Source organism: Pantoea sp. BJFS-204, assembly GCF_049310725.1.
Taxonomy (GTDB): domain Bacteria; phylum Pseudomonadota; class Gammaproteobacteria; order Enterobacterales; family Enterobacteriaceae; genus Pantoea; species Pantoea agglomerans.
Map to the genome: position 1 here is coordinate 1 of NZ_JBMOWE010000004.1, position 22,836 is coordinate 22,836.

The 22,836-nt window shown below is 47.2% G+C and carries 21 protein-coding genes; 11 read left to right on the forward strand and 10 right to left on the reverse strand.

The genetic code is table 11. The features are described from left to right. The 4 genes from ACO6VX_RS13205 to ACO6VX_RS13220 all read right to left on the reverse strand — a co-directional run. Positions 1 to 1,676, reverse strand: a 1,676-nt coding sequence (locus ACO6VX_RS13205; RefSeq protein ID WP_422458179.1) for an Ig-like domain-containing protein, incomplete at its 3' end; no start/stop codon positions are given. Between the two features lie 363 nt (positions 1,677 to 2,039). Beyond that, complete coding sequence (locus tag ACO6VX_RS13210; protein ID WP_167423817.1) at positions 2,040 to 2,759, reverse strand: hypothetical protein; 720 nt, start codon at positions 2,757 to 2,759, stop codon at positions 2,040 to 2,042. 140 nt (positions 2,760 to 2,899) lie between these two features. Then, positions 2,900 to 3,535, reverse strand: a complete 636-nt coding sequence (locus ACO6VX_RS13215) for a helix-turn-helix transcriptional regulator (protein WP_010256756.1) — start codon at positions 3,533 to 3,535, stop codon at positions 2,900 to 2,902. 45 nt (positions 3,536 to 3,580) lie between these two features. Next, entirely contained in the window at positions 3,581 to 4,171 is a 591-nt protein-coding gene (locus tag ACO6VX_RS13220) for a helix-turn-helix domain-containing protein (protein WP_010256759.1), read from the reverse strand. Positions 4,172 to 5,196: 1,025 nt separating this feature from the next. Here ACO6VX_RS13220 and ACO6VX_RS13225 point away from each other — a divergent pair. The 11 genes from ACO6VX_RS13225 (at position 5,197) to ACO6VX_RS13275 (ending at position 16,845) form a co-directional block, all read left to right on the forward strand. Then, a complete protein-coding gene (locus ACO6VX_RS13225) occupies positions 5,197 to 5,514 on the forward strand; it encodes a hypothetical protein (RefSeq protein ID WP_010256762.1) in 318 nt (105 codons plus the stop codon). Positions 5,515 to 5,523: 9 nt separating this feature from the next. After that, on the forward strand, positions 5,524 to 5,745 hold the full coding sequence (locus ACO6VX_RS13230) for a hypothetical protein (protein WP_010256766.1): 222 nt from the start codon (positions 5,524 to 5,526) through the stop codon (positions 5,743 to 5,745). A 94-nt stretch (positions 5,746 to 5,839) separates the two neighbouring features. After that, on the forward strand, positions 5,840 to 6,370 hold the full coding sequence (locus tag ACO6VX_RS13235; RefSeq protein ID WP_010256772.1) for a fimbrial protein: 531 nt from the start codon (positions 5,840 to 5,842) through the stop codon (positions 6,368 to 6,370). 62 nt (positions 6,371 to 6,432) lie between these two features. Further along, the gene (locus tag ACO6VX_RS13240; RefSeq protein ID WP_033759838.1) at positions 6,433 to 7,170 is read left to right on the forward strand and encodes a fimbrial biogenesis chaperone; all 738 of its coding nucleotides are present in this window, start codon (positions 6,433 to 6,435) and stop codon (positions 7,168 to 7,170) included. A gap of 25 nt (positions 7,171 to 7,195) precedes the next feature. Continuing rightward, the gene (locus tag ACO6VX_RS13245; RefSeq protein ID WP_346465485.1) at positions 7,196 to 9,787 is read left to right on the forward strand and encodes a fimbria/pilus outer membrane usher protein; all 2,592 of its coding nucleotides are present in this window, start codon (positions 7,196 to 7,198) and stop codon (positions 9,785 to 9,787) included. Positions 9,788 to 9,799: 12 nt separating this feature from the next. Then, on the forward strand, positions 9,800 to 10,855 hold the full coding sequence (locus tag ACO6VX_RS13250) for a fimbrial protein (protein ID WP_010256778.1): 1,056 nt from the start codon (positions 9,800 to 9,802) through the stop codon (positions 10,853 to 10,855). Positions 10,856 to 10,913: 58 nt separating this feature from the next. Further along, entirely contained in the window at positions 10,914 to 11,576 is a 663-nt protein-coding gene (locus ACO6VX_RS13255) for a response regulator (protein WP_422431674.1), read from the forward strand. 34 nt (positions 11,577 to 11,610) lie between these two features. Next, positions 11,611 to 12,933: a TolC family outer membrane protein gene (locus tag ACO6VX_RS13260; protein ID WP_010256785.1), complete on the forward strand. Its 1,323-nt coding sequence runs from the start codon at positions 11,611 to 11,613 to the stop codon at positions 12,931 to 12,933. A gap of 25 nt (positions 12,934 to 12,958) precedes the next feature. Then, on the forward strand, positions 12,959 to 14,218 hold the full coding sequence (locus ACO6VX_RS13265) for an HlyD family secretion protein (RefSeq protein WP_022624194.1): 1,260 nt from the start codon (positions 12,959 to 12,961) through the stop codon (positions 14,216 to 14,218). Positions 14,219 to 14,234: 16 nt separating this feature from the next. Continuing rightward, positions 14,235 to 16,418: a peptidase domain-containing ABC transporter gene (locus ACO6VX_RS13270; RefSeq protein ID WP_033786428.1), complete on the forward strand. Its 2,184-nt coding sequence runs from the start codon at positions 14,235 to 14,237 to the stop codon at positions 16,416 to 16,418. Continuing rightward, positions 16,411 to 16,845 carry a DcrB-related protein gene (locus tag ACO6VX_RS13275; RefSeq protein WP_010256796.1) on the forward strand — a complete coding sequence of 145 codons (435 nt, stop codon included), beginning with the start codon at positions 16,411 to 16,413 and terminating at the stop codon, positions 16,843 to 16,845. Before ACO6VX_RS13270 ends, ACO6VX_RS13275 begins: the two co-directional genes overlap by 8 nt. Before the next feature lie 112 nt (positions 16,846 to 16,957). Here the strand turns inward: ACO6VX_RS13275 and ACO6VX_RS13280 are convergent, their stop codons facing one another. The 6 genes from ACO6VX_RS13280 to ACO6VX_RS13305 form a co-directional block, all read right to left on the reverse strand. After that, on the reverse strand, positions 16,958 to 17,455 hold the full coding sequence (locus ACO6VX_RS13280; RefSeq protein ID WP_182505133.1) for a FidL-like protein: 498 nt from the start codon (positions 17,453 to 17,455) through the stop codon (positions 16,958 to 16,960). Beyond that, on the reverse strand, positions 17,452 to 18,285 hold the full coding sequence (locus ACO6VX_RS13285) for a winged helix-turn-helix domain-containing protein (RefSeq protein WP_022624197.1): 834 nt from the start codon (positions 18,283 to 18,285) through the stop codon (positions 17,452 to 17,454). Before ACO6VX_RS13285 ends, ACO6VX_RS13280 begins: the two co-directional genes overlap by 4 nt. A 200-nt stretch (positions 18,286 to 18,485) precedes the next feature. Further along, on the reverse strand, positions 18,486 to 19,406 hold the full coding sequence (locus ACO6VX_RS13290; RefSeq protein WP_033759854.1) for a substrate-binding domain-containing protein: 921 nt from the start codon (positions 19,404 to 19,406) through the stop codon (positions 18,486 to 18,488). A 68-nt stretch (positions 19,407 to 19,474) separates the two neighbouring features. After that, positions 19,475 to 20,254 carry a TIM barrel protein gene (locus ACO6VX_RS13295; RefSeq protein WP_422431678.1) on the reverse strand — a complete coding sequence of 260 codons (780 nt, stop codon included), beginning with the start codon at positions 20,252 to 20,254 and terminating at the stop codon, positions 19,475 to 19,477. Beyond that, the gene (locus ACO6VX_RS13300; protein WP_422431680.1) at positions 20,254 to 21,267 is read right to left on the reverse strand and encodes a Gfo/Idh/MocA family oxidoreductase; all 1,014 of its coding nucleotides are present in this window, start codon (positions 21,265 to 21,267) and stop codon (positions 20,254 to 20,256) included. Before ACO6VX_RS13300 ends, ACO6VX_RS13295 begins: the two co-directional genes overlap by 1 nt. Continuing rightward, the gene (locus ACO6VX_RS13305) at positions 21,264 to 22,727 is read right to left on the reverse strand and encodes a sugar porter family MFS transporter (protein WP_422431682.1); all 1,464 of its coding nucleotides are present in this window, start codon (positions 22,725 to 22,727) and stop codon (positions 21,264 to 21,266) included. The genes ACO6VX_RS13300 and ACO6VX_RS13305 overlap by 4 nt, the downstream gene beginning before the upstream one ends. Positions 22,728 to 22,836: the final 109 nt, after the last annotated feature.

Here is a 22,836-nt window from a genome sequence, read left to right on the forward strand (position 1 = left end):
CACTTGCCGTCCGCGTCCACCGCTGCGCTGCCGACGAGCTCGCCGTTGTCATAGATGTTGACGTGATCGATGTCGGCGGTTGCGTCGCCGGAAAGAGTCGGCCGCGCGTCATCGGTGACCGAGCCGCTGGCAATCTCGCCGGTGATCGCACCGACGTCGTCCGTCAGGGTGATGCTGTCGATGACCAGGCCCGAGGTCTGGTTATCCGGCGGCGTGCTGTCGCCGGGGCCGTCGATCACAACGCTGTTGCTGTTGCCCGCCTCGTCGGTGGCTTCCACCACGACGTCTTTGGCGTCCACGCCCGCCGGATTCGGCTGGATGCTCCAGTGACCATCCGCGTCCGCCACCGTGCTGGTCACGCTGTCGCTGACCGGATCGGTGATCACGATCACCGCGCCCGGCTCGGCGTTACCGGCCAGCTCGTCCTCGGTGTTGTTCGTGATTTCCGGAGCCGCCGTGCTGGTGTCAACGGTAAAGCTCCAGTCGCCGTCTGCCTGCGGGCCTTCGTTGCCCGCCGCATCCACCGCCGCAACCGTCAGGTCGTGAGAGGTGCCGTCCGCCATATCCTGCTCCGGCGTCCAGCTCCACTTGCCGTCCGCGTCCACCGCTGCGCTGCCGACGAGCTCGCCGTTGTCATAGATGTTGACGTGATCGATGTCGGCGGTTGCGTCGCCGGAAAGGGTCGGCCGCGCGTCGTCGGTGACCGAGCCGCTGGCAATCTCGCCGGTGATCGCACCGACGTCGTCCGTCAGGGTGACTGAGTCACTGACAATGCCGGAGTTGATGTTATCTGGAGGAGTTATGTCCGGTCGGGAACCGTTGGACGGCGGAGAGACATTACCCGCAGGATCGACAACCACGATAGTTACGTCGGTATCCCCTTCATGGACAGGGTTAGGCTGGATACTCCAGTCACCATTTTCATCAACTACAACCGTGGTGGTTTCACCGGTACTGCCATCGGAAATAACCACAGTTGAACCAGGTTCTGCTTTACCTGAGATTTGTTCATCATCATTGCTATTTATAACCGCCGCTTCTGGCGAAGAGGTGTCAGTAAACTCTTCAGTCAGGCTACCGCTATTGCCCGCACTATCAGTTACCGTAACAGTGACGGTGCCATTTGGTTGTGAAGTCGGTGCTTCCACATACCAGTTACCTTCACTGTCCGTCTGGGTCGTGATCTGGGTGCCATCAGGCAGTTGAATGACAACCTGTGAGTCAGGGCTATTCGATGTTCCGGAAAACTCTGGACGACCATCATTATCACTGTCCGCAACAGGATCAAGTGTCACCGATACACTCTTAGCGGAAGAGTCATGGCCACTGCTACCACGCCCGGACGCACCAATAGCAACGCCGCCTGCCGCGCCGCCCAGCAGCATAAAGGGCAACCAACCAAAATTGTTGTCACTGGCAGTCAGCGGATCGGCACTGGCATATCCTTCACCACCTAATACCTGTTCACCGCTCTGACCTTCAGTTAAAGCTGGCGGGTATTCAGCCACATCGCCGGAAGTCGGCACATATTCATAAAATTGACCGTTTTCGCCCAGCCCAATCAGATGAACGTTTTCATTATCATAATAATCTTCCAGCACAATATCAGGATGCTGAGAATCATCCTGGCTAAAGAAAAGCTGCAGATTATTGCCAACGCGCCTGGTTACAACCATTTGCGGAGCATGTCCTGTAGCGCTATCGATCAGTTCTATATTTAATGCACCCTGATGCGGAACTTTGATCGTTGTAGGATTTTCAGATTTTGTATCAACAGTGTATGAAGAGATAATACCCTTCACACCACGCAAGTTCACTTTCAACATAACAACCTTCTTAATTAACGAGGATTGATTAAATTCAATAGAAATAAGGCTTTCACAAACCCTTAATCTCTATATTCATATACTTCGAATAACCGTGATTTTATGACGAGATAATCTGCAATCCTGACATTGCTTCCAGCACAACTCTTGATTCTGGAGTCAGTGAACGGCATTATCAGAACTGATTAATAAAAAATATGGTGCCAGATTGCATCAATGCAGTGAGTATGCAGCGCCCTGAGCTTTACTGCTTTTATCAGCTATCTTCATAGCATTGCTCTGAGCATGACTACTGTCAGAATTTAATAGTGAAGAAGCCACCGGGTGATTCAATAGTTTTGACTCGCCCGCTTCAGAACAAGAACGTTCATTTACTACACGCGATAACGTACGTGATTGTGCTTTGAGACTGGTTAAAACAGATTCAGCTTCCTTTGCAGGCACCAGACGCGCCGTGATTTTCTGCTGATCATTTACCGCTAACTGATAGTAATAGCGCTCACCTGATTTCAGCGCTGGTGTGGATACTTCAATTTTTGCTGGCTGGACAAAATCATGCTGGCTGAACATGACGTCCAGTTTTTTCTGGCCAGGGCACACACTAATTTCAGTCCCTCTATCACCTGACATTACGCTCGTATAGTATTGATTATTAATAAATACGTTAACTAGGCGTTTTGATACGGCAGGATTTTTTTCATCAATACGGTAGACAATAATGTGCGCACGCGGGTCGCGTATCTGCTCCGGCGCCTTGTCAGTGTTGACCTCTTTAAACAACGATGGCGCAGGAGCGTTCTGCGATGGCGCCGCCTCAACATAATTGCAGTACAGGTAGCCTGTAAGTAATAAAACCATACTCAGCATTGCTCCCTGCATAAATTTAAAGGGACTATTCGATGCTTTGCATGTTAAACGTGAATTATTTTCCATATAACTCTCCTTAAGGTGCTTAACCTTTATATTTAAAACACCTTATATCCGATGTTGAACAGGAGCTGACAACTCCTTAAAAAATAAAAAATGGGAAATTTAAACAGCGCAGAAGGGTGAGCCTACGCCTCTGGATAACGTTAAATCTCATTTACATTGATAACTCCTTTGTAAAGTTCAAGCAACGAGACATCATTGATAAATGCATTAAATTCTTTATCTCCTTTCAGAGCGAACTTTCTCATCACATTATATTTATGTGCATAGATTGTTTTAACTGACAAATCTAACCTTTTTGCTGTCTGGATTACACTGTATCCTTTCTTCAAAAAACTAAGCACCTGAAGTTGCACCACGGTGATACGTGCAAATTCGCACCGTAAACAGTCTGAAGGCAGATATCCCATAACTCTTCCCTGAGTGTTTAACCAGGCCTTGGTTATTTTCTCAGTGATTAAACGTACCGAATCCCTTTTTGACACTTCAAGCAAAGATTGATAACAAAATGGTAACGGGTTTTTAATTTTCTCTCCGAAATCATCGGTAAATACCAATATGATACTGCCAGGCTTTCGCTCGCGATAAGCGGGTTGACACATATAAAGACGCCATTGCGAAACATTGATCAGGATGAAGTCAGCCTGCCGCAGGTTATGACTATCAAAACCTGATAAAAATTTTACTTCTGCATCAGATAGCAGTGCCTCCTCAATTACCTTTGATATGCCCAGTCTGAAGAAGTAATTGTCATCCGTACAAACCACATTAACATCCATTTTTTCCCTTCAGCATCACAAAATTCACGATGACAAATATTATATTCAGGTGAACTTACCGTTAATCAGTACCAATTCGCCTTTCTCTTTTAGTTCCTTGAGCACTCTGCAAATGGAACTTTTTGATAAATGAGAACTATTTTCAATAAGATATAGTGCTGAAAATCGTTTCTTTAAATGAGTCGGCAGTTTTTTCCATCTTTCAATCAAAGAAAGAACTTCATCATATGAGTTACTTTTTGGTAACTGAATGTAATTCATCAGATCAGAATACTGTCCTGATAAAATAGACATTGCGTCATTAAAAAGATCTTTCTCAAAAACCAATCGCCAGAACACGTCATAGTCAATGAAACTGACTTTTCCATAATCGACTCGTTCCAGATAGACTGGCGGCTCGTCTAAAGCTGGAGTGACGCCGACAACAAACGGAGCGGATAAGATATTCAAAACCTTATTCTCGCCTTTAAGTTTAAGTAAAAAATCGCCGTCAAGAATGAACATAACGCGACGTACATTATCTTTAGTCAAATGATAACGGCGCTTGCCTCTTGAAATTTCATCTGGATTAGCAATCTGCGTAAATCCTGCTAATGCATCGATGATCCGTTCATGATTTTCAGTCACTCTATACATATTAATTAACTCAATCTAACTGACGTATTGGTCAGTGATTAGCAACAATTCGTAAAATCAGTTTTTTATAGTCTCTTTCTCTTTCGCCTGGTGTACTCGCTTACCTGAGCTCGCCTCCATAACTCGGGCAGTTAAAAATAGTCTTTATCGGTTCCACTATAATAAAACCGCCCCAACAAAATTCAAAACCGCAAATACAAACAAATAAAGACACTCAGGCTAATAAAAGAAACAATAACCAGATCTTACACCATTTAAATGCTGTTTAGTTAGCACATAAATCTACTTTGTGGCACCTTACAGGCAGTGTTATAACTTTTTTCCTAAAAAAAGAATTTCCCATTACCATTTGAAAGATGATGTTATGAGCATGCTATTTTAAAAGCCCGTATTTAAACACCTCTCTCAATTTTCCAGCATGGCTGAAAAGAAACAAATCAAATTGGCATCAATGTTAATGCTCCTTACTAAAGTTACGCTGTCAGGCAGCATTGCATGGAAGGAATTAAACAACGGCACCCATCGAACAGATACTTAAATTGATTATCTTTATATATTTAGTTTTTTATCCTGATAAATATAATTTAATTAGCTTAAAGCACCAGAAACTGGCAAATGGGATTTTTCCCTTTTTAATTCCACTTCTCAAATGACTTCACATTCAGGCAAGTGAAATCATTAACTCATGGCTTTATACACAAGCTTATTCATAGATAAATCAGTTTCACTGAACCGCGTTCATGGCATGCGCTTCCCGGATGCCAGATAATTTTAAGCATCAGGCATAAGCAGTGCTGTTAATGGTTAAATCACGCATAAGAATAATGTACGCTCAAAAAATTCCAGAATACTAACAGCAGTTAATATTATGTAAAAATATAATAGCCATATCCTTGCTTACGATAACAAAAGAAGAATTATGGATGTTTTACTATTTCATTTTTTATGACCACCCATTCTAATAGCGCCGTTCGCTAGAAGCGGCATAAATAATAATATTGAAAAAATGATACATGGAGATATCGATGAGAGAGTTAACATCTTTTGAAATGCAAAACGTTTCAGGAGCAGGTTTTTTTGACTTTATTGGCGCTGTAGTTGTCGGTGCCGTTACGGGTATTAGTTCTTTTGGTCTTAAATGGGGAATGAGTGGCGGAAGCACCGGTGGCGTGTTAGGCGTTGGTATTGTCTCTGCCGGTGTAGGTCTGATTGTCGGCGCAGTCCTTGGTCTTGTTGATGGTGCTTTATATGGTGCTATGAATGGCTGGGATAGCACGGCAGGCTGGTTTAACGCGGTCGTTGAAAACCAGTTTGATCCTAATGCATCTGTAATTACAGCTTAAGGAAACAACATGCGTGAATTGAACAATAAAGAAATCGAAGGCGTTAGCGGTGGTTCATTAACTTCGGTGATCCTGGATTTCTTTAAGCAGCTAGGCGCAAGCTCAGAAGAGAAAACTGAATGGACGCGCCCAGACTCCATTCCAGCAGCGAACCCGGTTAGTGGGTCTGCCTTTGGCATGGGTATTGTTGGTGTCGCAGCAGCAGTCGTATTTGGATTGCTGATTTTCTAATTCTCTTGTGAGGAATGAATCCTCCAGGGAAGTGAACGATTATTAAACCGTTCATTAATTGATGTTATTAATTATTTTATACAAAGGAAAGTATATGAAAAAGTTATCTATGGTTGCTCTTGGTCTGATGCTGGCTGCTGCTCACGTTAATGCTGCTGAAGCTTCAGATGGCACCATTAACTTCACAGGAAATATTGCGTCTCAGACTTGTACTGTAAGCGTAAACGGCGGCGGCAGCACTGCAACCGTTACACTGCCTAAAGTAGCAAGTAGTATTTTAAGCACATCTGGTCAGACTGCAGGTAACACTCGCTTCACTATGGCGCTGAGCAATTGCTCAGCTACGACTGGTGACGTGTACGCTTACTTTGAACAAGGTGCCAACGTCAATGCTGATGGTCGTTTGACCAATACTGGTACTGCAACGAATGTTGACCTGCAGCTGCTGGATAGCGGAAATGGCGTGTTGAACGCGGGTAGCACTGAGCAGACCACCTCTCCAAAAACTGTCGCTCTGACTGCTGGTGCAGGTACTCTGACCTATTCTGCTCAGTACTATGCAACTGGTGCAGCTACTGCTGGTACCGTCTTATCAGCTGTGAACTATTCAATCAATTACCTGTAATTGATTATGGTGGGAGCATCTGTTCCCACCTCCCTTCCTCTATCATCATTTCTGTCAAAATCATGAAAAAAAAAAGTTTTAAATTTTTGATCTCCTGTCTGCTGGCTTTTACGGTGACCTCATCGGCTTTTGCCAGCGTGACGATTATCGGCACCCGGGTAATCTACCCCGCAACAGAAAAAGAAGTCACAGTCCGCTTAGATAACCATGGCAATCAACCTGCGCTGGTACAGGCCTGGATTGACAATGGAAATCCTGATGAAGCACTGGATAAAATAAACGTACCGTTTGTCTTGCTACCGCCTGTTTTCCGTATGGAGGCTAACAAAGGACAGACATTACGTATCGTTTATACCGGTTCAAACCTGCCCAAAGATAAAGAGTCGGTATTCTGGCTTAACGTACTCGACATCCCTCCTCGCGATAAAAGCCTTGCGAATCAAAATCAGTTGCAAATGGCTATTCGTAGCCGCATCAAAATTTTCTTTCGCCCAGCCCGGTTCGATGCGATGCAAGCAACAGAAGCAGCGTCGGGTCTTATCTGGCATCAAGGGGAGAAAGCGAATCAGCTGACAGCAACCAATAACTCTTCGTTTTACGTCAACGTTTCACAGATCAATGCCGAGGATAACGCGGGGCGAAAAGTAGTCAGTGAAAAGGGAGATATGCTTGCACCAGGCGAAACAAAAAGCTTCTCCCTAAAAGGATTGAACGCAAATCAAATAAAAACAAACTTTCATTATCAATATCTGGATGATTATGGCGCTGCACGCAATGTAGACGCCAAAATTAGTCAGTAACTTTGGTAACTCATCAGGGGTAATAATGATGGCAAGGATGATTAAAAATAATAAACCAACGGCAAAAATATTTTACCGATCTTTTCTGGCGCTTTTTTTAACTGCATCAACAGGCGCCGCATTTGCAGAAAATTCGTATGATTTTGACGAATCATTTGTGAAGAATCTACCGGGCGTTAAAGTTGATGTGGCCCGCTATGCAACCGGTAACCCTATTGATCCTGGTACTTATACGCTGGATATTTTCCTGAATGGTCGTCAGATTGGTCGGGAAAATGTTCAGGTCATTCGTGAAGGGGCGGGAACCAAAGCGTGCCTTTCCTATGATCTGGTCAAAAGCTTGTCACTTAAGGACACAGTTTTTAGCCCGGGACAAGCTGAAAATTTGCGCTCTGGTAAACAGTGTATGGCGCTGGAGGAGGTGGTTAAAGAGAGTCATGCAGCTATCAATTCTGCCGATATGCAGATGGATATCTCAATTCCGCAAATTTATCTGTTGCGATCTGCGCGCGGCTACGTTGCGCCAGAATTCTGGGATAAGGGTGAAACAGCACTTACGCTAACCTATAACACCAACTATTATCGCTCTGTAAATCACGGTCAGCCATATGACTCATTTTATGGCCGTGCACTGGCGGGTTTTAACCTTGGCGGATGGATGTTCCGTCACGATGGTTCTCTCAGCTGGCAACGTCAAAAAAACAACGAGTATCATCATTACGATGCAATTAATACCTATGTCCAGCGTGATATTCCGCAAATAAAATCACGGCTGTTATTAGGTGAAGGCAATACCAGTGGCGAAATTTTCGATACGCTTTCTTTTCGTGGTGCGCAAATATCTACAGTTGACCAGATGTGGCCAGACTCTCAGCGAGGCTATGCACCAGAAATCCGCGGCGTAGCCCGAACCAACGCTCAGGTAACTGTATCGCAAAATGGCAACAAAATTTATGAAACGACGGTTTCACCAGGCCCTTTTAATATCACCGATCTTTATCCTACAGGCTACGGTGGTGATTTAGACGTGACCGTGAAAGAAGCTGACGGCGGTGAGACCCGTTTCTCAGTTCCTTACGCAGCGATGACGCGTCTGAAACGTCCGGGCATGACTTTTTATAGTCTGACCGGTGGTGTATCCCGAAAAGACAATATGGTTTATACACCTTCGGTCTATCAGGGCACTATTCAGCATGGTTTTAGCAATAGTCTGACCGGTTACTCAGGTATTCTGGGATCAGATAACTACACCTCTGTGCTGTTGGGAGGTGCATTTGGTTTACCTGTTGGTGCGATCTCACTGGATATTACTGGGGCTCAGACAAAATATGGTGATGAGAAAAAGCAAGGTGTAAGTTATCGGGCAACTTATAGTAAGAAGGTTTCTCAGACTAACACGAATTTTACTCTGGCGGCTTACCGCTTCTCATCATCCGGTTATTACAGTTTTGATAATGCATTACAAATCAATAACTATTATAAAAAAAATCATAAAAACAGTTCGTCAAATTATCTTTCGCGCCCCAAACAACGTTTTTCTATGACGGCAAGCCAAAATTTTGGGGAGTCATATGGGAATATCTATCTTACTGGTTTTGTTCAGAATTACTGGGATTCTGCCGGAACAAATACGCAATTTCAGCTGGGTTACAATAATACAATTGGTCGGGTCTCCTATACTTTATCAGCAAACCGATTATTATATTCAACCGGCGGGCATGACACTCAACTGTCACTCGACTTCTCGGTGCCAATTGGCAGCGATAGTCAAAGTTATGTAACCGGAAGTGCGACACATAATAAACAAGGTGTGAATGCACAAACAGCAGTTAATGGTGTTCTGGGTGAACATGACCAATATAACTATAACGTTGGAATAGCGCGCGATACTGATAATGAGAAGTCCGGTTCAGTTAGTGGGCAGTACCGTTCGCCCTACAGTATGCTGACGGCGTCTTATACTAAAGGGGAAAACTATTATTCTGCCTCGGGTGGTATCAGCGGTGCGGTAGTCGCTTTACCTGATAGCATTAATTTCAGCGCTTATCAGTCTACGACTTATGCTGTTGTTACCGCAGAAGATGCAGAGGGCGCGCGTGTACTCGGCTATCCCAATATTGTGTTAAACGGCAGCGGCAAAGCTATTGTGCCAAACCTTAACCCGTACCGGATAAACGAACTGGCCATCGACCCAAAAGGAATTCCACTGGATGTTGAGCTTGAATCAACTCAGCAGCGCGTTATTCCTGTTGAGGGTGCAGTCGTCAGACTTGATTATAAAACCAGCAAAGGAAAGCCACTGTTAATTCGGGCTAATCAGCCGAACGGAAATGCCTTGCCATTTGGTGCAACGGTTAATGATGAAGACGGTAACCTTATCACCACTGTTTCACAGGGTGGTCAGATTTATGTGAGGTTAAATAAAGATGTCAGCCGCCTGCATATTTCCTGGGGTAAAGCAGCCAGTGATAAGTGTCTGGTTAACCTGGAGTCCGGTATTGTTAATTCCAGTGAAAACAACACCCTTGCAAGGCTCACAACAACATGCAGCAGCGATCAATCAAAACCTGTTCGCTACGTGTCTAACGGCGAAATGAACAAAGATAATCAGGGTTAATCGGGTGACATTATGATGTTTATTAACTTTAGAAGGACACTGACCAGAATAGTCAGCATCATGATTATGGTATCTGGTTTCGTCATGCTAGCACCAATTAATGCGAACGCGGCAGATGATGTCACACTGACGTGCAAAAAATCTCTTTCTGATGCGGTATTAGATTTCCGCTCACTGGGGATAAATATTTCGGCAGCTGTTCCGGTGGGCACGGTCGTTTATAGTGGCAATTTAACAGTCACGTTCAAATGTGCCCTGGATAATCTGCAACAGTTTTTTGATGGTTTAACGGGAGAAGTGTACTTAAAGCGTAAAACAATTGCTGAAGATGCACTCGGTTATGGCTTAACCATTTATACCGGTTACGGTGGTGAAATGTCCACCGACGCTGCCAATATTCCTACCGGCAACAAGATCGCTACTTACGCGTTAACCAGTGGCGGTACAGTCGGTGCTTATACTGATGTCACATTGAATGTGCCTTTTCAGATTGTGCGGACGTCAAACTCGATGGCTGGCCCCAATTTGCTTCCGGACTATGTCAACGTATTTGATGTAGGCTCATTGGTACCAGGAAATGACCTGAAACTTTATGTCAGATATATTAAAAGCGGCATCACTGTGAGGGATCAAACCTGCTCAGCAGCAGGCGATGTTAACCCGAGGGTGTCATTAGGGAGTTACACAGCGAATACCAGCAGTGGGTTGGGTTCCGGTATTGGACAAACCAGCCCATCTACCGCTTTTAATCTTCAGCTTAACTGTGAGGCACTTCTTTCAGGTACCTTTGACGTTATGATGCAGTTGGATGGGGATGCGGCTGATGGGCTATCGGATGTCGGCGTAGTTTCTCTGAACTCGACCTCAACTGCCAGCGGAGTGGGTGTTCAGATTCTGAATGAAAGTCAGCAACCTGTTGCACTGGCAGCACCATACAGAGTTGCAGCTTATCCACTGTCGTCAGCATTGATAACAGTGCCCTTATATGCACGTTATTACCAGACTGCTGCCACAATAACCCCTGGTAGTGCTAACGCAGTTGCTACCTATACCATTAGTTATCAGTAACCATATGGGCTCTTGGGACCCTTTACCAGACTTTATAAACTGAGAAAGGATTTTATCAGTGGATAGGCCATTAAAAGGAAGGAGGTTTAAAGTTGGTGTCTCTGATGAGAGTCCTTTTATTTTTTATTCAATACAAAAAATACTCTCAACCGGATTTCACAACCTGGACATTGCAGCATACCCGGTAGAAGCAGAAAATCTTTTTGTAAAAATGAATAGCGATCCTCCTGATATATTAATTACTGATTTTTGCTTTAACTTTGAACGTAATGATTTGAACGGCGTTAGAAAGCTAGAAGAAATTTACAACCATAATGCTAACCTTAAAATCATTATCTTTACGGCACAGAATAGCCCGGCCATTTTGAAAAGAATATTGCAAATTCCGGTAAATGCAATAGTGAGCAAACGTGATGATATACGGGATCTGGTAGAAGCTTTGCACTGGGTTTGCTCATCGAATTCTGAAATATTTTATTCAGAAAAGATGAAAGATCTGGCGCATTCTGCTTCAGAGGAGCCCGCACAGACTCTTTTATCACCCGCAGAAGTTGAAGTAATCAGACTTTTTGCTATCGGGTACAGTTTAATGGAGATAGCTAAAGCACGTAAACGTAGTATCAGTACGGTTGCAACGCAGAAATATAACGCCATGCGTAAACTTCAGCTGCAGTCTAATACTGATTTGATTAAATATGTCTTTGCCCAGCAACTCATTTAATTTCGGGCTTAATTTTTAAGAAACAGCGAGCATCATGAAATTTTATAATTTTAAAATTGCATTTATTGTACTGTCCTGCGTGCCATTTGGATCTTATGCGACCAGCTTACAGCAGGCTGCCCGAGCCGCATTAACCTATGACTCTGCATTGCAATCCAGCCAGATGACCAGTGAAGCCGATCAGCAAAAATACTGGCAGGGTATGGCCGGAATGTTGCCCACATTGACGCTCGAAGGAAACTGGGATCGTCAGGAACAGCCGGATAAAAAATATCAAAGTGGTGTAACAAATCACAGTTACGATCTCAGTGTCAGACAACCCCTGTTTGATATGAGTAAATATGCTGGCTGGCGTAAAGGCGTTGCTATTGCCAATACCGCTGAAGCCCAGTCAAAAAAAGCTGAAGAAAAGTTATTAAATGCGATCAGTAATGCCTACTTTTCGGTGCTCTATCAGCAGGAAGTTTTACAGGCTGCGAAAGCTGCCAGTCACAACTTCAAACAACAGCAGCAAAAACTGCAGGCCGGTATTCTGAATGGACAAAACACTCGTACAGAGCTGGATGAAGCTAAGGCCAATTACGCTCTTGCTCAGGCCAAAGAAATAGAGGCGAGTAGTCAGTTATTGCTGGCTGGAGAAGCATTTCGTCGCTTATCGGGTGTCAGCCCGGACACTGTCGAGCCGGTAAACTTTCAGTGCCTTAACGCTTCGCCCTACGCTTCTTTAACTGATGCGATTAATGCCAGCCAGCAACGTAACACTGAAATCAAAATTGCCCTGTTTCAGAATGATCAGGCCGATGCTGATGTATTGGCTGCAGATGGCGCACATATGCCTGTCGTGTCACTTTACGCCAGATATGGCAAAAACTGGAGCCGTAACGATAACGACGATAATTTACTTTATGATGCTATTTTTGGCACTAACTCTAAAAGTAATAATCTGCAGTATGGCGTTAACGTTTCTATTCCATTATTCGCGGGTGGCAGCCAGATTTCACAATCTTATGAAGCAGCCTATCGCCGTCAGGCAGCGAAATATTCCACCATGGAAGCACAACGCAAAGCGGCTACAGATACACGTTCAGCATGGCTTAGTCTTACGAATGGAAAAGCGTTAATCAACGCGCAGAAAAATGCCGTCGAGTCTTCACGCGAAAAAGTGGTGTCTGTTCAATATGGCCGGGAAATGGGTTTCCGTACGGTAAATGATGAGCTTGATGCTCAGCAAAAATATTTTAGCGCACTTAAAGATCAGGCTGAAGCTCGCTTCAATTACCTGAACGCCCTCATTAATCTGGCACAAAGTACCGGATCACTATCAATCGACATGCTGAATTTTTTTCAGTGCCGTTAATCCCTTACTCATGATGATTATATAAATGGAACAGTCACTATTCCGTCAGGAGGCACTTGATGCAGCCAACCGTGGAAACCTGGGTATCGTGGCGCTCTATTGCCCACCTTATCGCTGGTTAGTTATTTCCGTTGTAGTGCTGATCACTGCCGCGACAGCGCTGTTTTTTATATTTGGCAGCTATACAAAATATGAATCCTCTACCGGAGAACTGCTGCCTAAAAATGGCATGCTGATCATTCCGCCCCCCGTAAGCGCTACGGTGGTCGATATTCCGGTAAAAGAGGGCCAGCATGTTGAAAAAGACGATGTGCTGATGGTGTTGTCATCAGAGGTTTCTACACAGTTAGGTCAGACTCGTCAGGTTATTGCCGAGAATCTGAAAGGCCAGCGTGAAAGGCTTCAGCAGGATCTGGTGACACTTGAAAAGCTTCATCAGGTTGAAATGAAGGGCCTGACCGACACTATCGCCAGTCTGAAACTGCAGCAGGAGCAGTTGAAGCTGCAACTGACACACCGTCGGAAACAGGTTTCCCTGGCGAAAATGCAGTTGGACAAGCTGGAAGCCATGCACAACGAAGGGTATGCCTCAAGCCGTCAGATGGAAGAGCAGGAGTCTAATCTGCTCGATAGCCAGGCGCGCTACCAGGAATATCAACGTCAGCTGTTGGACATCTCGCAAAAAATTGTTCAGACCGAGCAACAGCTGCATGAAAAACCGCTGGATGACGAGAAAAAGCGTAACGATATCGAGCGCCAACTGGCTGATAACCGTCAGTCGATGGCTGAAAATGAAGCGCGCCGCTCGTTTGAATTACGTGCGCCTAAAAGCGGGTATGTCGGCATGATTATGGTCAAAAATGGACAGATGCTCACCGCCGGTCAGTCAGCCATAGCAGTTTTGCCAAGCAATACTGAACTGGTCGCCCGCATCATGGTAAACACGCAGTCCATTGGTTTTATCCAACCGGGACAGCGGGTGGTGCTGCGCTATAAAGCGTTTCCTTATCAAAAGTTTGGTCAACAGTATGGAAAAGTTATCGAGGTTTCACGCACCGCTCTGTCTCCTCAGGAAGTCACTACGTTAACCGGCAAAAACAATATTCAGGAACAGCAGTACCGCGTGCTGGTCTCCCTGGATAAACAATCAATTACTGCTTATGCGCAGAATGAAAAACTCAAGCCGGGTATGGCGCTGGATGCTGATTTTATCGTCGACAAACGTCGTCTTTATGAATGGGTGCTGGAGCCAATTTTTGCGCTTGGACACAAAATCTCTCTCTGATTAAAAGGTCTGTTCTGTGTTGTTATTAGAGAAACTCAATTTTAAATGGTTTAACCGCCTGCCGATGATTCGTCAGTCACAGGCGACGGAATGTGGTCTTGCTTGTCTGGGGATGATTGCCAATTACCACGGTCATGAAATCGACATGATCACCCTGCGTCGCAGGTTCGCAACGTCGCTTAAGGGTGCAACACTTAGTGATGTCATTGCCATGGCACAACAACTCAATATGAGTTCCCGTGCGTTACGCGTTGATATGGAAGAGCTGTCTAAATTACGCATGCCCTGCATTCTGCACTGGGAATTGAACCATTTCGTTGTGCTAAAAAAAGTGCGCGGCAATAAGATCACGCTTCACGATCCTGCACGCGGCATTCGGGAACTGACATTTAAAGAAGCATCACCGGCGTTCACCGGCGTTGCACTGGAGCTGGTTCCCTCCTCCACTTTTGAGGTCAAAAAAGAAAAAGAAAGCATCTCGATGATGAAGCTGGTGGGCAGTGTGACAGGGGTGAAATCTGCCTTTGCTCAGGTGCTTATCCTGTCCATCGCTCTGGAACTTTTCGGCGTACTCTCCCCCTTCTTTATGCAGTGGGTGATGGATATGGTGCTGGTCTCCGCAGATTACTCGCTACTCTCCTTGCTCGGGATCGGCTTTATCATGATTGCGTTGTTTCAGACCATGATTACAGCGCTGCGCTCATGGGTGATGAGCTGGTTCTCAAGCCAGCTCAGCGTGCAGTGGACGGTCAATGTCTGTCACCATATGTTAAAGCTGCCACTTGAATGGTTCGAATCCCGTCACGTTGGTGACATTCTGTCCCGCTATGGCTCGCTGAACACCATCCAAAGTACGCTGACCAGCCGCTTCATTAGTACTGTGCTGGATGGGGTAATGTCGATCGTGACAGTAGTGATGCTGTTTATCTATAACGCTAAGCTTGCCTGGCTGGTAATTGGCCTTTTTGTCGCCTATGCACTGTTACGCTTCATGGCTTATGATCCTGTTCGCCGCGCTAACGAAGAGCAAATCATCAGTTCAGCCCGCACGCAATCTTCATTACTGGAAACGCTTCGCGGTATCCAGGCAGTAAAAACCAATAACAAGCAGGTGCCTCGTCTCTCCGCCTATATGAATTTCCTGGTGGATACGACCAACAAAGGCATTGTGATTCAGAAGCTTAACATTTTGTTTGGTTCCGCCCAGGGATTGCTCACTTCTGTAGGCAGGGTAGTACTGGTCTGGCTGGCTGCGCTGCAAGTACTGGATGGCAACTTCTCTGCAGGTATGCTTACCGCCTTTATTAGCTTCTCCGATCAGTTTATGAGCCGCGGTGCAGGTCTGATCAACGCCGTAATCGACTTCAGAATGCTGCGTATGCATGGTGAACGACTGGCCGATATCGTGTTGTCAGAAACTGAAGTCAGCTCAGAAGCCAGTCCGGTACTGGTGAGTAAAGATACGCATGATGAGACAGAAACGCCGCAGGATATCAAACTAACGGATATCCGCTTCCGCTATGCACCTACCGAACCCTGGGTAGTAAATGGTGCCAGTCTGGAAATTAAGGCTGGCGAAAGCGTTGCGATTGTCGGCCCTTCAGGTCAGGGAAAGACCACCATGGCCAAAATCATTCTGGGTCTGCTGCACCCGGAAGGTGGAACAATCACCGTGGGCGGAATGGACATTACCCAGACAGGACTTGAACACCATCGTAACCGTATCGGCTGTGTTATGCAGGATGACATCCTGTTCTCAGGCTCGATCAGTGAAAATATTAGCTTCTTTGATAATAATCCTGACCACGCAAAAATTACCCGTGTAGCACGCCTGGCGCAAATTCACGGCGATATCATGAAAATGCCGATGAACTATCAAAGCCTTGTCGGTGATATGGGATCGTTTCTCTCTGGCGGGCAGCTGCAGCGTATTCTGCTAGCTCGCGCCCTCTACCGCGAACCAAAAATACTGGTACTGGACGAAGCAACCAGTCATCTGGATATCTATAACGAAGCACAGATCAACAATGCAATAAAGCAAATGAAAATCACCCGAATCATGATTGCACATCGCCCGGAAACCATAAGAAGTGCAGATAAAATCGTCCTGTTAAATAACGGTACGCTCAGTGAAGTTACCGCAGAGCAGTTATTTGGCCAGACAGAAAAAACTAAAGAAATGGAGATTACACATGGATAAAAATATTTGCCGGTTTAGCGAAGGTATGATTACTTTACCGGAAGGCTACTGCGAGCGAACCCTGAACACGCTGGCGGATCCCCGTTCAGCGATGCCACCCGTCACTATTTCTCGTGATAAACTGGCCAATCACAACAATCCAGAAGAATATATCAGCAGTCAGCTTGCTATTCTGCAGAGACAAATGAAAGACTGGCAGCAGCAGGCAAATCAACCCGTGGTGTTGGGCGATAATCTGAGCACAGGCATCATGATTACTTATGATTTTCTGCGCCCGGATAATATCCGGCTTTATCAAAAGCAGGCGATTTTCACCTTAAACCTGGAGGATGTATTAATTTTCTCTTTGTCAAAGGCTGCCCCCCTGACCGATGAAGAAATTCAGCTGTTTAATAATATCCTGAAGAGTTTCCAGAGCTGGCCCTGATACTTTTCCTCAGCAAAGCCTGACGACATAACGTTAAAAGAAAAACCGGGCAGGATAAACCCTTCCCGGTTTCATGCATTCTGAACACCGCTAAATTAGCCGTTTACAGAGCTTAGTAACGCTGGCAGGTAAAGAGATAGGAGATCGGCCCACCGATAATATAGGTATTTTTATCAATCTTATCGACATCCAACTGCAGATGCGTTGGATCCAGCGTGATCTCTGCTAACAACTTATTAAAGATGACATCAGGGGTAGTATCAGTATTCGAAGTGACAACTTTGCTGATCTGATACCGGTAAGTATCATCGGAAATTTTAGCGCCATTGATTAATGCAACCCTTCTGTTAAGAATAGTAACACCGTCATTGCTCGTTGCCTGCCCATTCAGCAACAGATAGCCTGAATCCTTTTGATCAAAACGTAAATCCTGGGCAACAGCGAACTCAATTCGTTTATCGTCATTACGACTGAGATCGTAACGGCTAAATGCTGAGCAGCGAAAAGGAAAATCTTTGGCCTGATGTGTTAAGTAATAAACCCCTGCAAAAGTCACCATTAATAGCGCAGCCAGCATGAAGATAATATTAATACCAATGCTCCGCTTCATCCCATTCTCCAGTCAAGATAATAAAAATTGTCGCATGAGATGATATGACCATCGCTATTAATTTTACACGATGAAAGAATTGTTCTTCCGAAATTCTTAGTAGTAAAAGAGGTGTTTTTATCAAAAATAATCCGGTGACCCGCATCGCAGGTTTGATTATTTTCCCTTAGAATTTGTACTATTTGCTTACCCAATGCCTGTCGTTCAACCTCATCCAGACCCTGCAATAATACTGCTTCGCAGCCACCTTCAAGTTTAATGGCACTCATTGGAATAATTTGCTCGTCAGGACGCGATACCGTGAAATACCAGAGCACCATGCCCAGCAATATCAGAGCAACAGAAGCAAACCAATATCGCCGGGTGACGTTAACGGACGTAGCTGGCAGCTGATTACCGGGCGGAGTGGCAGGCAGGACAACGTTTTCAGCAGACCCTTCAGTTATACTTCCTTCCGATATGTCATCAGTTAAAACTTCCGTCACCCCCATGACCGGGGCTGATTGACGTTCAATTTTAATATCGGTATTCAGGCGTATACCAATTTTCGGGATGGTGATAATCAGATTTTCACAGCCATAAGCCGCGAGTGCCCTGCGCACAATACTCAGATATTGATTCAGATTACTATTCGATCCACGCAGGCCATATTTATCCCAGACCTCGGTCAGCAACGTATCACGCGCCAGTATTTCTCCCCCGGAATTCAGTAACTGCTCAAAAAGCCGACCTGAAGAAATACTGAGGCTCAGCGATTCCTGAGTAGGAATGTGGCTAAGCGTGCAGTCATCAGAATTGTAAGAAACCTGATCATCGATTATGTAAATCATTAAGAAATCACTGAATTTCCGCTCATTTATCGACAGTATAATTCAGCTTATATGAAGAAGCACTACAGACGCGTTAATCAGGCGATTAAGGAAATTTTTACAGATTAGCCAGCAGAACGGGCCGGGCAGAGTGCGTCCCTGCCCGGCAGCTGGTTAATTATTTAAGAAACGACAAAGAATCATAAGGTTAGCGGCGATTTTTATGGCTGATTAGCGGCAGCAAACTCCGCATAATTACTTTGAGTAATGGTTTTATAGGGGATCCAGTTCAGTGATTCGACTTTCTGTTTGTCCAGTAACGCTTTCACGACTTTCACAGCGCCTGTCGCCTGCCCTTTCGCATCCTGGAAGATAGTCAGCGTCATCTTTCCATTTTTGACGAACTGCTGGCCATCTGGCGTGCCATCGATCCCGGCAACCAGAATGTGGCTGTTTTTCGCCTGATTCAGCGCCATAATCGCCCCGATAGCCATTTCATCATTATTGGCGGCGATTGCATCGATTGGTCGCTGATTAAGCAGCCAGCCCGAAACTACGTCTACCGCTTCATTACGCTGCCAGCGTGCAGTCTGTTTTTCGATTACCGCCATTTGCTTATATTTAGCGATCACCGCTTCAACAGCACGCGTCCGTTCCCGCGCTTCTTCATTTGATAATGCGCCCATTAAAATGGCGACATTGCCCCGATAGTTCATCTGTTTTGCCAGCGCTTCCATCTGCATCTCACCCCCCAGGGCAGAGTCAGAACCGACATAGGCCATACTGGACGGTAATTTCACTTCCGGTTTACGGTTAACAAACACCAGCGGAATGCCCGCCGCTTCTGCCGCTTTCACCATCGGCAGTACGCCCTGTGTATCGACCGGGTTGAGAATAATGGCATCCACGCCCTGATTGATAAAATCTTCAACCTGCTGTACCTGAAGAGCTACATCCCCTTTGGCATCGACGAACTGCCCATCCATTTTCAGCGCTTTTATCTCACCCACCATCTGCGTCCGCAGAATCGATACGAAGTTAAGATCGAAATTAGCCAGTGCGACACCGATTTTAGGTGTTTTAGCCCAGGCGGTAACGCTGATCATCAGGCTGAGCAGCAGTGCTAACATTTTGGTTTTCATCGCGTAATCCTGTAGGGTTTATTATTGATAGAACCGCCGGGCAACAGGCAAATACCCGGCGGCAGAGCTCACAACGTAAAGTGATCGCGGAACTGTGCCAGGGCTGTTTCGCTGTCGCCTTCGGCCCAGCCCTCCAGCGCAACGACGCCGCAATAGCCGACCTGCTCCAGCGCACGGGCAATGGCGCGATAGTTAATTTCCCCGGTGCCAGGCTGCATGCGCCCCGGCACATCAGCCACCTGGATTTCACCGATAGCGGGGCCGCAGCGTCGTATCAGCTCTATCAGGTTGCCCTCTCCAATCTGGGCGTGATAGAGGTCCAGATTCATCTTCAGTGCCGGGCTGTTGACCGCTTCGACCAGCGCCAGCGTATCGGCAGCCCGTGCGAACGGTATACCCGGATGATCAACTGCCAGATTCAGGTTTTCGAGAGTAAATACCCGCCCGGCCTGCTCGCCGAGCGCAGCGACACGCCGCAGGGTGTCGGCCGCTTTAAGCCACATCTCACCGGTAACCACCTCAACCGGACGAACCGCCTGGCCGTGAGCATCCAGCCCGGTGCCATGCAGATTCAGGCTCGGGCAGTTCAGACGATCTGCAATCGCCAGTGAGGTTTCTGCGCTATGCAGCAACTCTGCAATCTCATCATCATCAGTCAGGTTACCGTTGAGGTAGCCGGTCATGGAGGTAAAACGCGCACCTGTCGCCACCAACGCGTCGATATCTTTGTTGGCCCAGTTCCAGATCTCCACGCCAAATCCCAGCGCATGAATCCGCTCAACACGCGCGATAAAAGGCAGTTCGAGAAACACCATCTCCGCACAGACTGAAAGCTGATAACCGGCCATTAGCGTTCTCCCAACAGAATGGGTTTGCGTTGCTGCACCGATTCAATACAGGCCAGCGCAATTTCCAGCGCGTTACGCGCATCAGTGCCAGTAGCGCGCGTCGTGTCACCGTGCAGAATCGCGCGGGCGAATTCTGCCATTTCAGCAACATAGGCCTCACGCAGCAGATCGGTATCCATTCGAGACGTTGCGATGGCAATACCCTCGGCGTGATAGCGCACACAGTTGTCCTGATTGATGTTGCCCGCCTGCAGCATACCTTTACTGCCAAAGACCTCACCGCGAACGTCATAACCGTAAACTGCCTGGAAGTTGGCTTCCGCAGTGGCAATGGCACCGTTATCAAAGCGGATGGTCACCACCGCGGTATCAAGTAATCCCTTATCTTTAAAATCGGGACGCACCAGCGCATCAGCCAGCGCATAGACCTCAACCGGCCGGGAACCCGGATTGAAGTGCAGCAGGGTGTCGAAGTCATGGATTAAGGTTTCAAGGAAGATGGTCCACTGCGGGATCGGGGCCGGATCGCGCAGGCCAGGGTCGCGTGTCACCGAACGGCTTAGCTGGGTGGTGCCATTGGTGCCTGCTCTGACAGCTTCAATAGCTGCGGCGAAGCCTGCACTGAATCGACGATTGAAGCCGACCTGCAACACAACGCCCGCATCCTGTGCGGAGGCAATAGCCCGATCTGCCTCATCCAGCGTTACCGCCATCGGTTTTTCGCAGAACACGTGCTTGCCAGCCCGGGTTGCAGCGATCACCAGTTCGGCGTGAGTGCGAGCCGGCGTAGCAATAGCAACGGCATCGATTTCGCTGTCATTGAGTAACGCCTGGATATCGGTATAGGCTTTCTCCACCCCCAGCCGGTCTGCCAGTTTCTGCGCTGCGCCGGGTTGCAGGTCGGCGACCGCTGTCAGCCGTGCCCCAGGCACCCGCAGCGCCAGATTCTCTGCATGAAAACTGCCCATGCGGCCAGCACCGATCAATCCCACTCGTACTGTTTTAAGGTTCATAACTGCTCCTGTTTTTTGTTGTCAGCCCAGTCAGGCTGAATAGGGTGTCCGGATGTCGCCTGCGCTTTGGCGGCAAAACGACGGGATTTTGAAAGCATCAGCGGCTCGATGTGCTCCAGTGAGATGCCTCGGGTTTCAGGCAGAAAACGTTTTACAAACCAGAAGGCCACCAGGCAGCCAGCGGCGCAGAGCATCAGTGGAAAAGCACCATGGAAGTGATCCATCAGCAAACGGCTACGGTTCATCATCGGGAAAGTCTGAGTAACGATGAAATTGGCGAGATACATCGAAGAAAAGGCGTAGCCCATCGCGACGGCACGAATCCGGTTGGGAAATATTTCAGAGATCAGTAGCCAGGCACCCAGACTCCATGACATACCAAAAATCAGTACGAACGCCACCAGGCCCACAACCGGCAGCAGGCCACCGATCTGCGCTATAAAGGCCCAGGCGGTAATCACCAGGCTGACAGCGCAACCCAGCGCTCCCCAGCGCAGCAGACGCGTCCGTCCCCAGCGATCCACTGCGTTCAGACAAAACGCTACTCCGACCAGCAGCGCCAGTCCGAGGAAAATGCTGTGATAGAGGGAGGTCTGTGTATCCGGTGAGATGTTCTGCAGCAGCGACGGTGCGTAATACAGCAGGATGTTGATGCCCGAAACCTGCTGAAGAATTGCAATCGCGCAGCCGATCAACAGGATGTAACGCATTCTGGCGTCGCGGAGCAGACGGGTTCCCTGCTGACGGGTAACAGAATCCGCGTCCGGCGCACTGATTTCTGTCAGCAGACGCCGCGCATGTTCAGGCGTCGAAAGCCGGGTCAGCACTGCCAGCGCGCGTTCACGCTTGCCGTTTAACGCCAGCCAGCGTGGTGATTCCGGCATAAAGGGCACCAGTGCCAGAAACAGCAGGCAAGGCACCACACCCGACGCCAGCATCCAGCGCCAGCCTTCACTGACTATCCAGGCATGGGGCATACCGCGTGCAATCAGGTAGTTCACCACATAGACCGTGACCTGACCGCCAACCATCAGCATCTGCTGCAGCCCAAGCATGCGCCCTCGCCAGTCCTTAGGTGAGACCTCTGCGATATAGAGCGGCGTAATTGCCGACGCCATCCCGACCGCCAGGCCACCCACCAGTCGGTAAATCACAAAACCGGTTAGGGAATCTGCCAGCGCAGAACCCACCGCAGACACGGAAAACAACAGCGCGGTGATCACCAGTGTAGGTTTACGCCCGATCCGATCTGAGATCGCGCCGACACAGCCAGCGCCGATGATACAGCCGAGGATGACATTTGAAACAGCCCATCCACTTTGCCACGGCGTTAGTGCAAGGTGTTCCGTCAATGGCTCAATAACGCCGGAAATCACTGAGGCGTCATAACCGAGGATCACCCCGCTCAATGAGGCGATGGAACAGATGAACAGCAACAACTTCAGATTATGTTTACGCATAACACCTTAACTTTCCCATTGTTTTTGACAGGTGAGAGTTAGTGTCAGCGTTGCAAAGTGGATGCCAGTTTTAAAGCGGGCTTTTATGTGAACGCGCTCGCAGATGGCG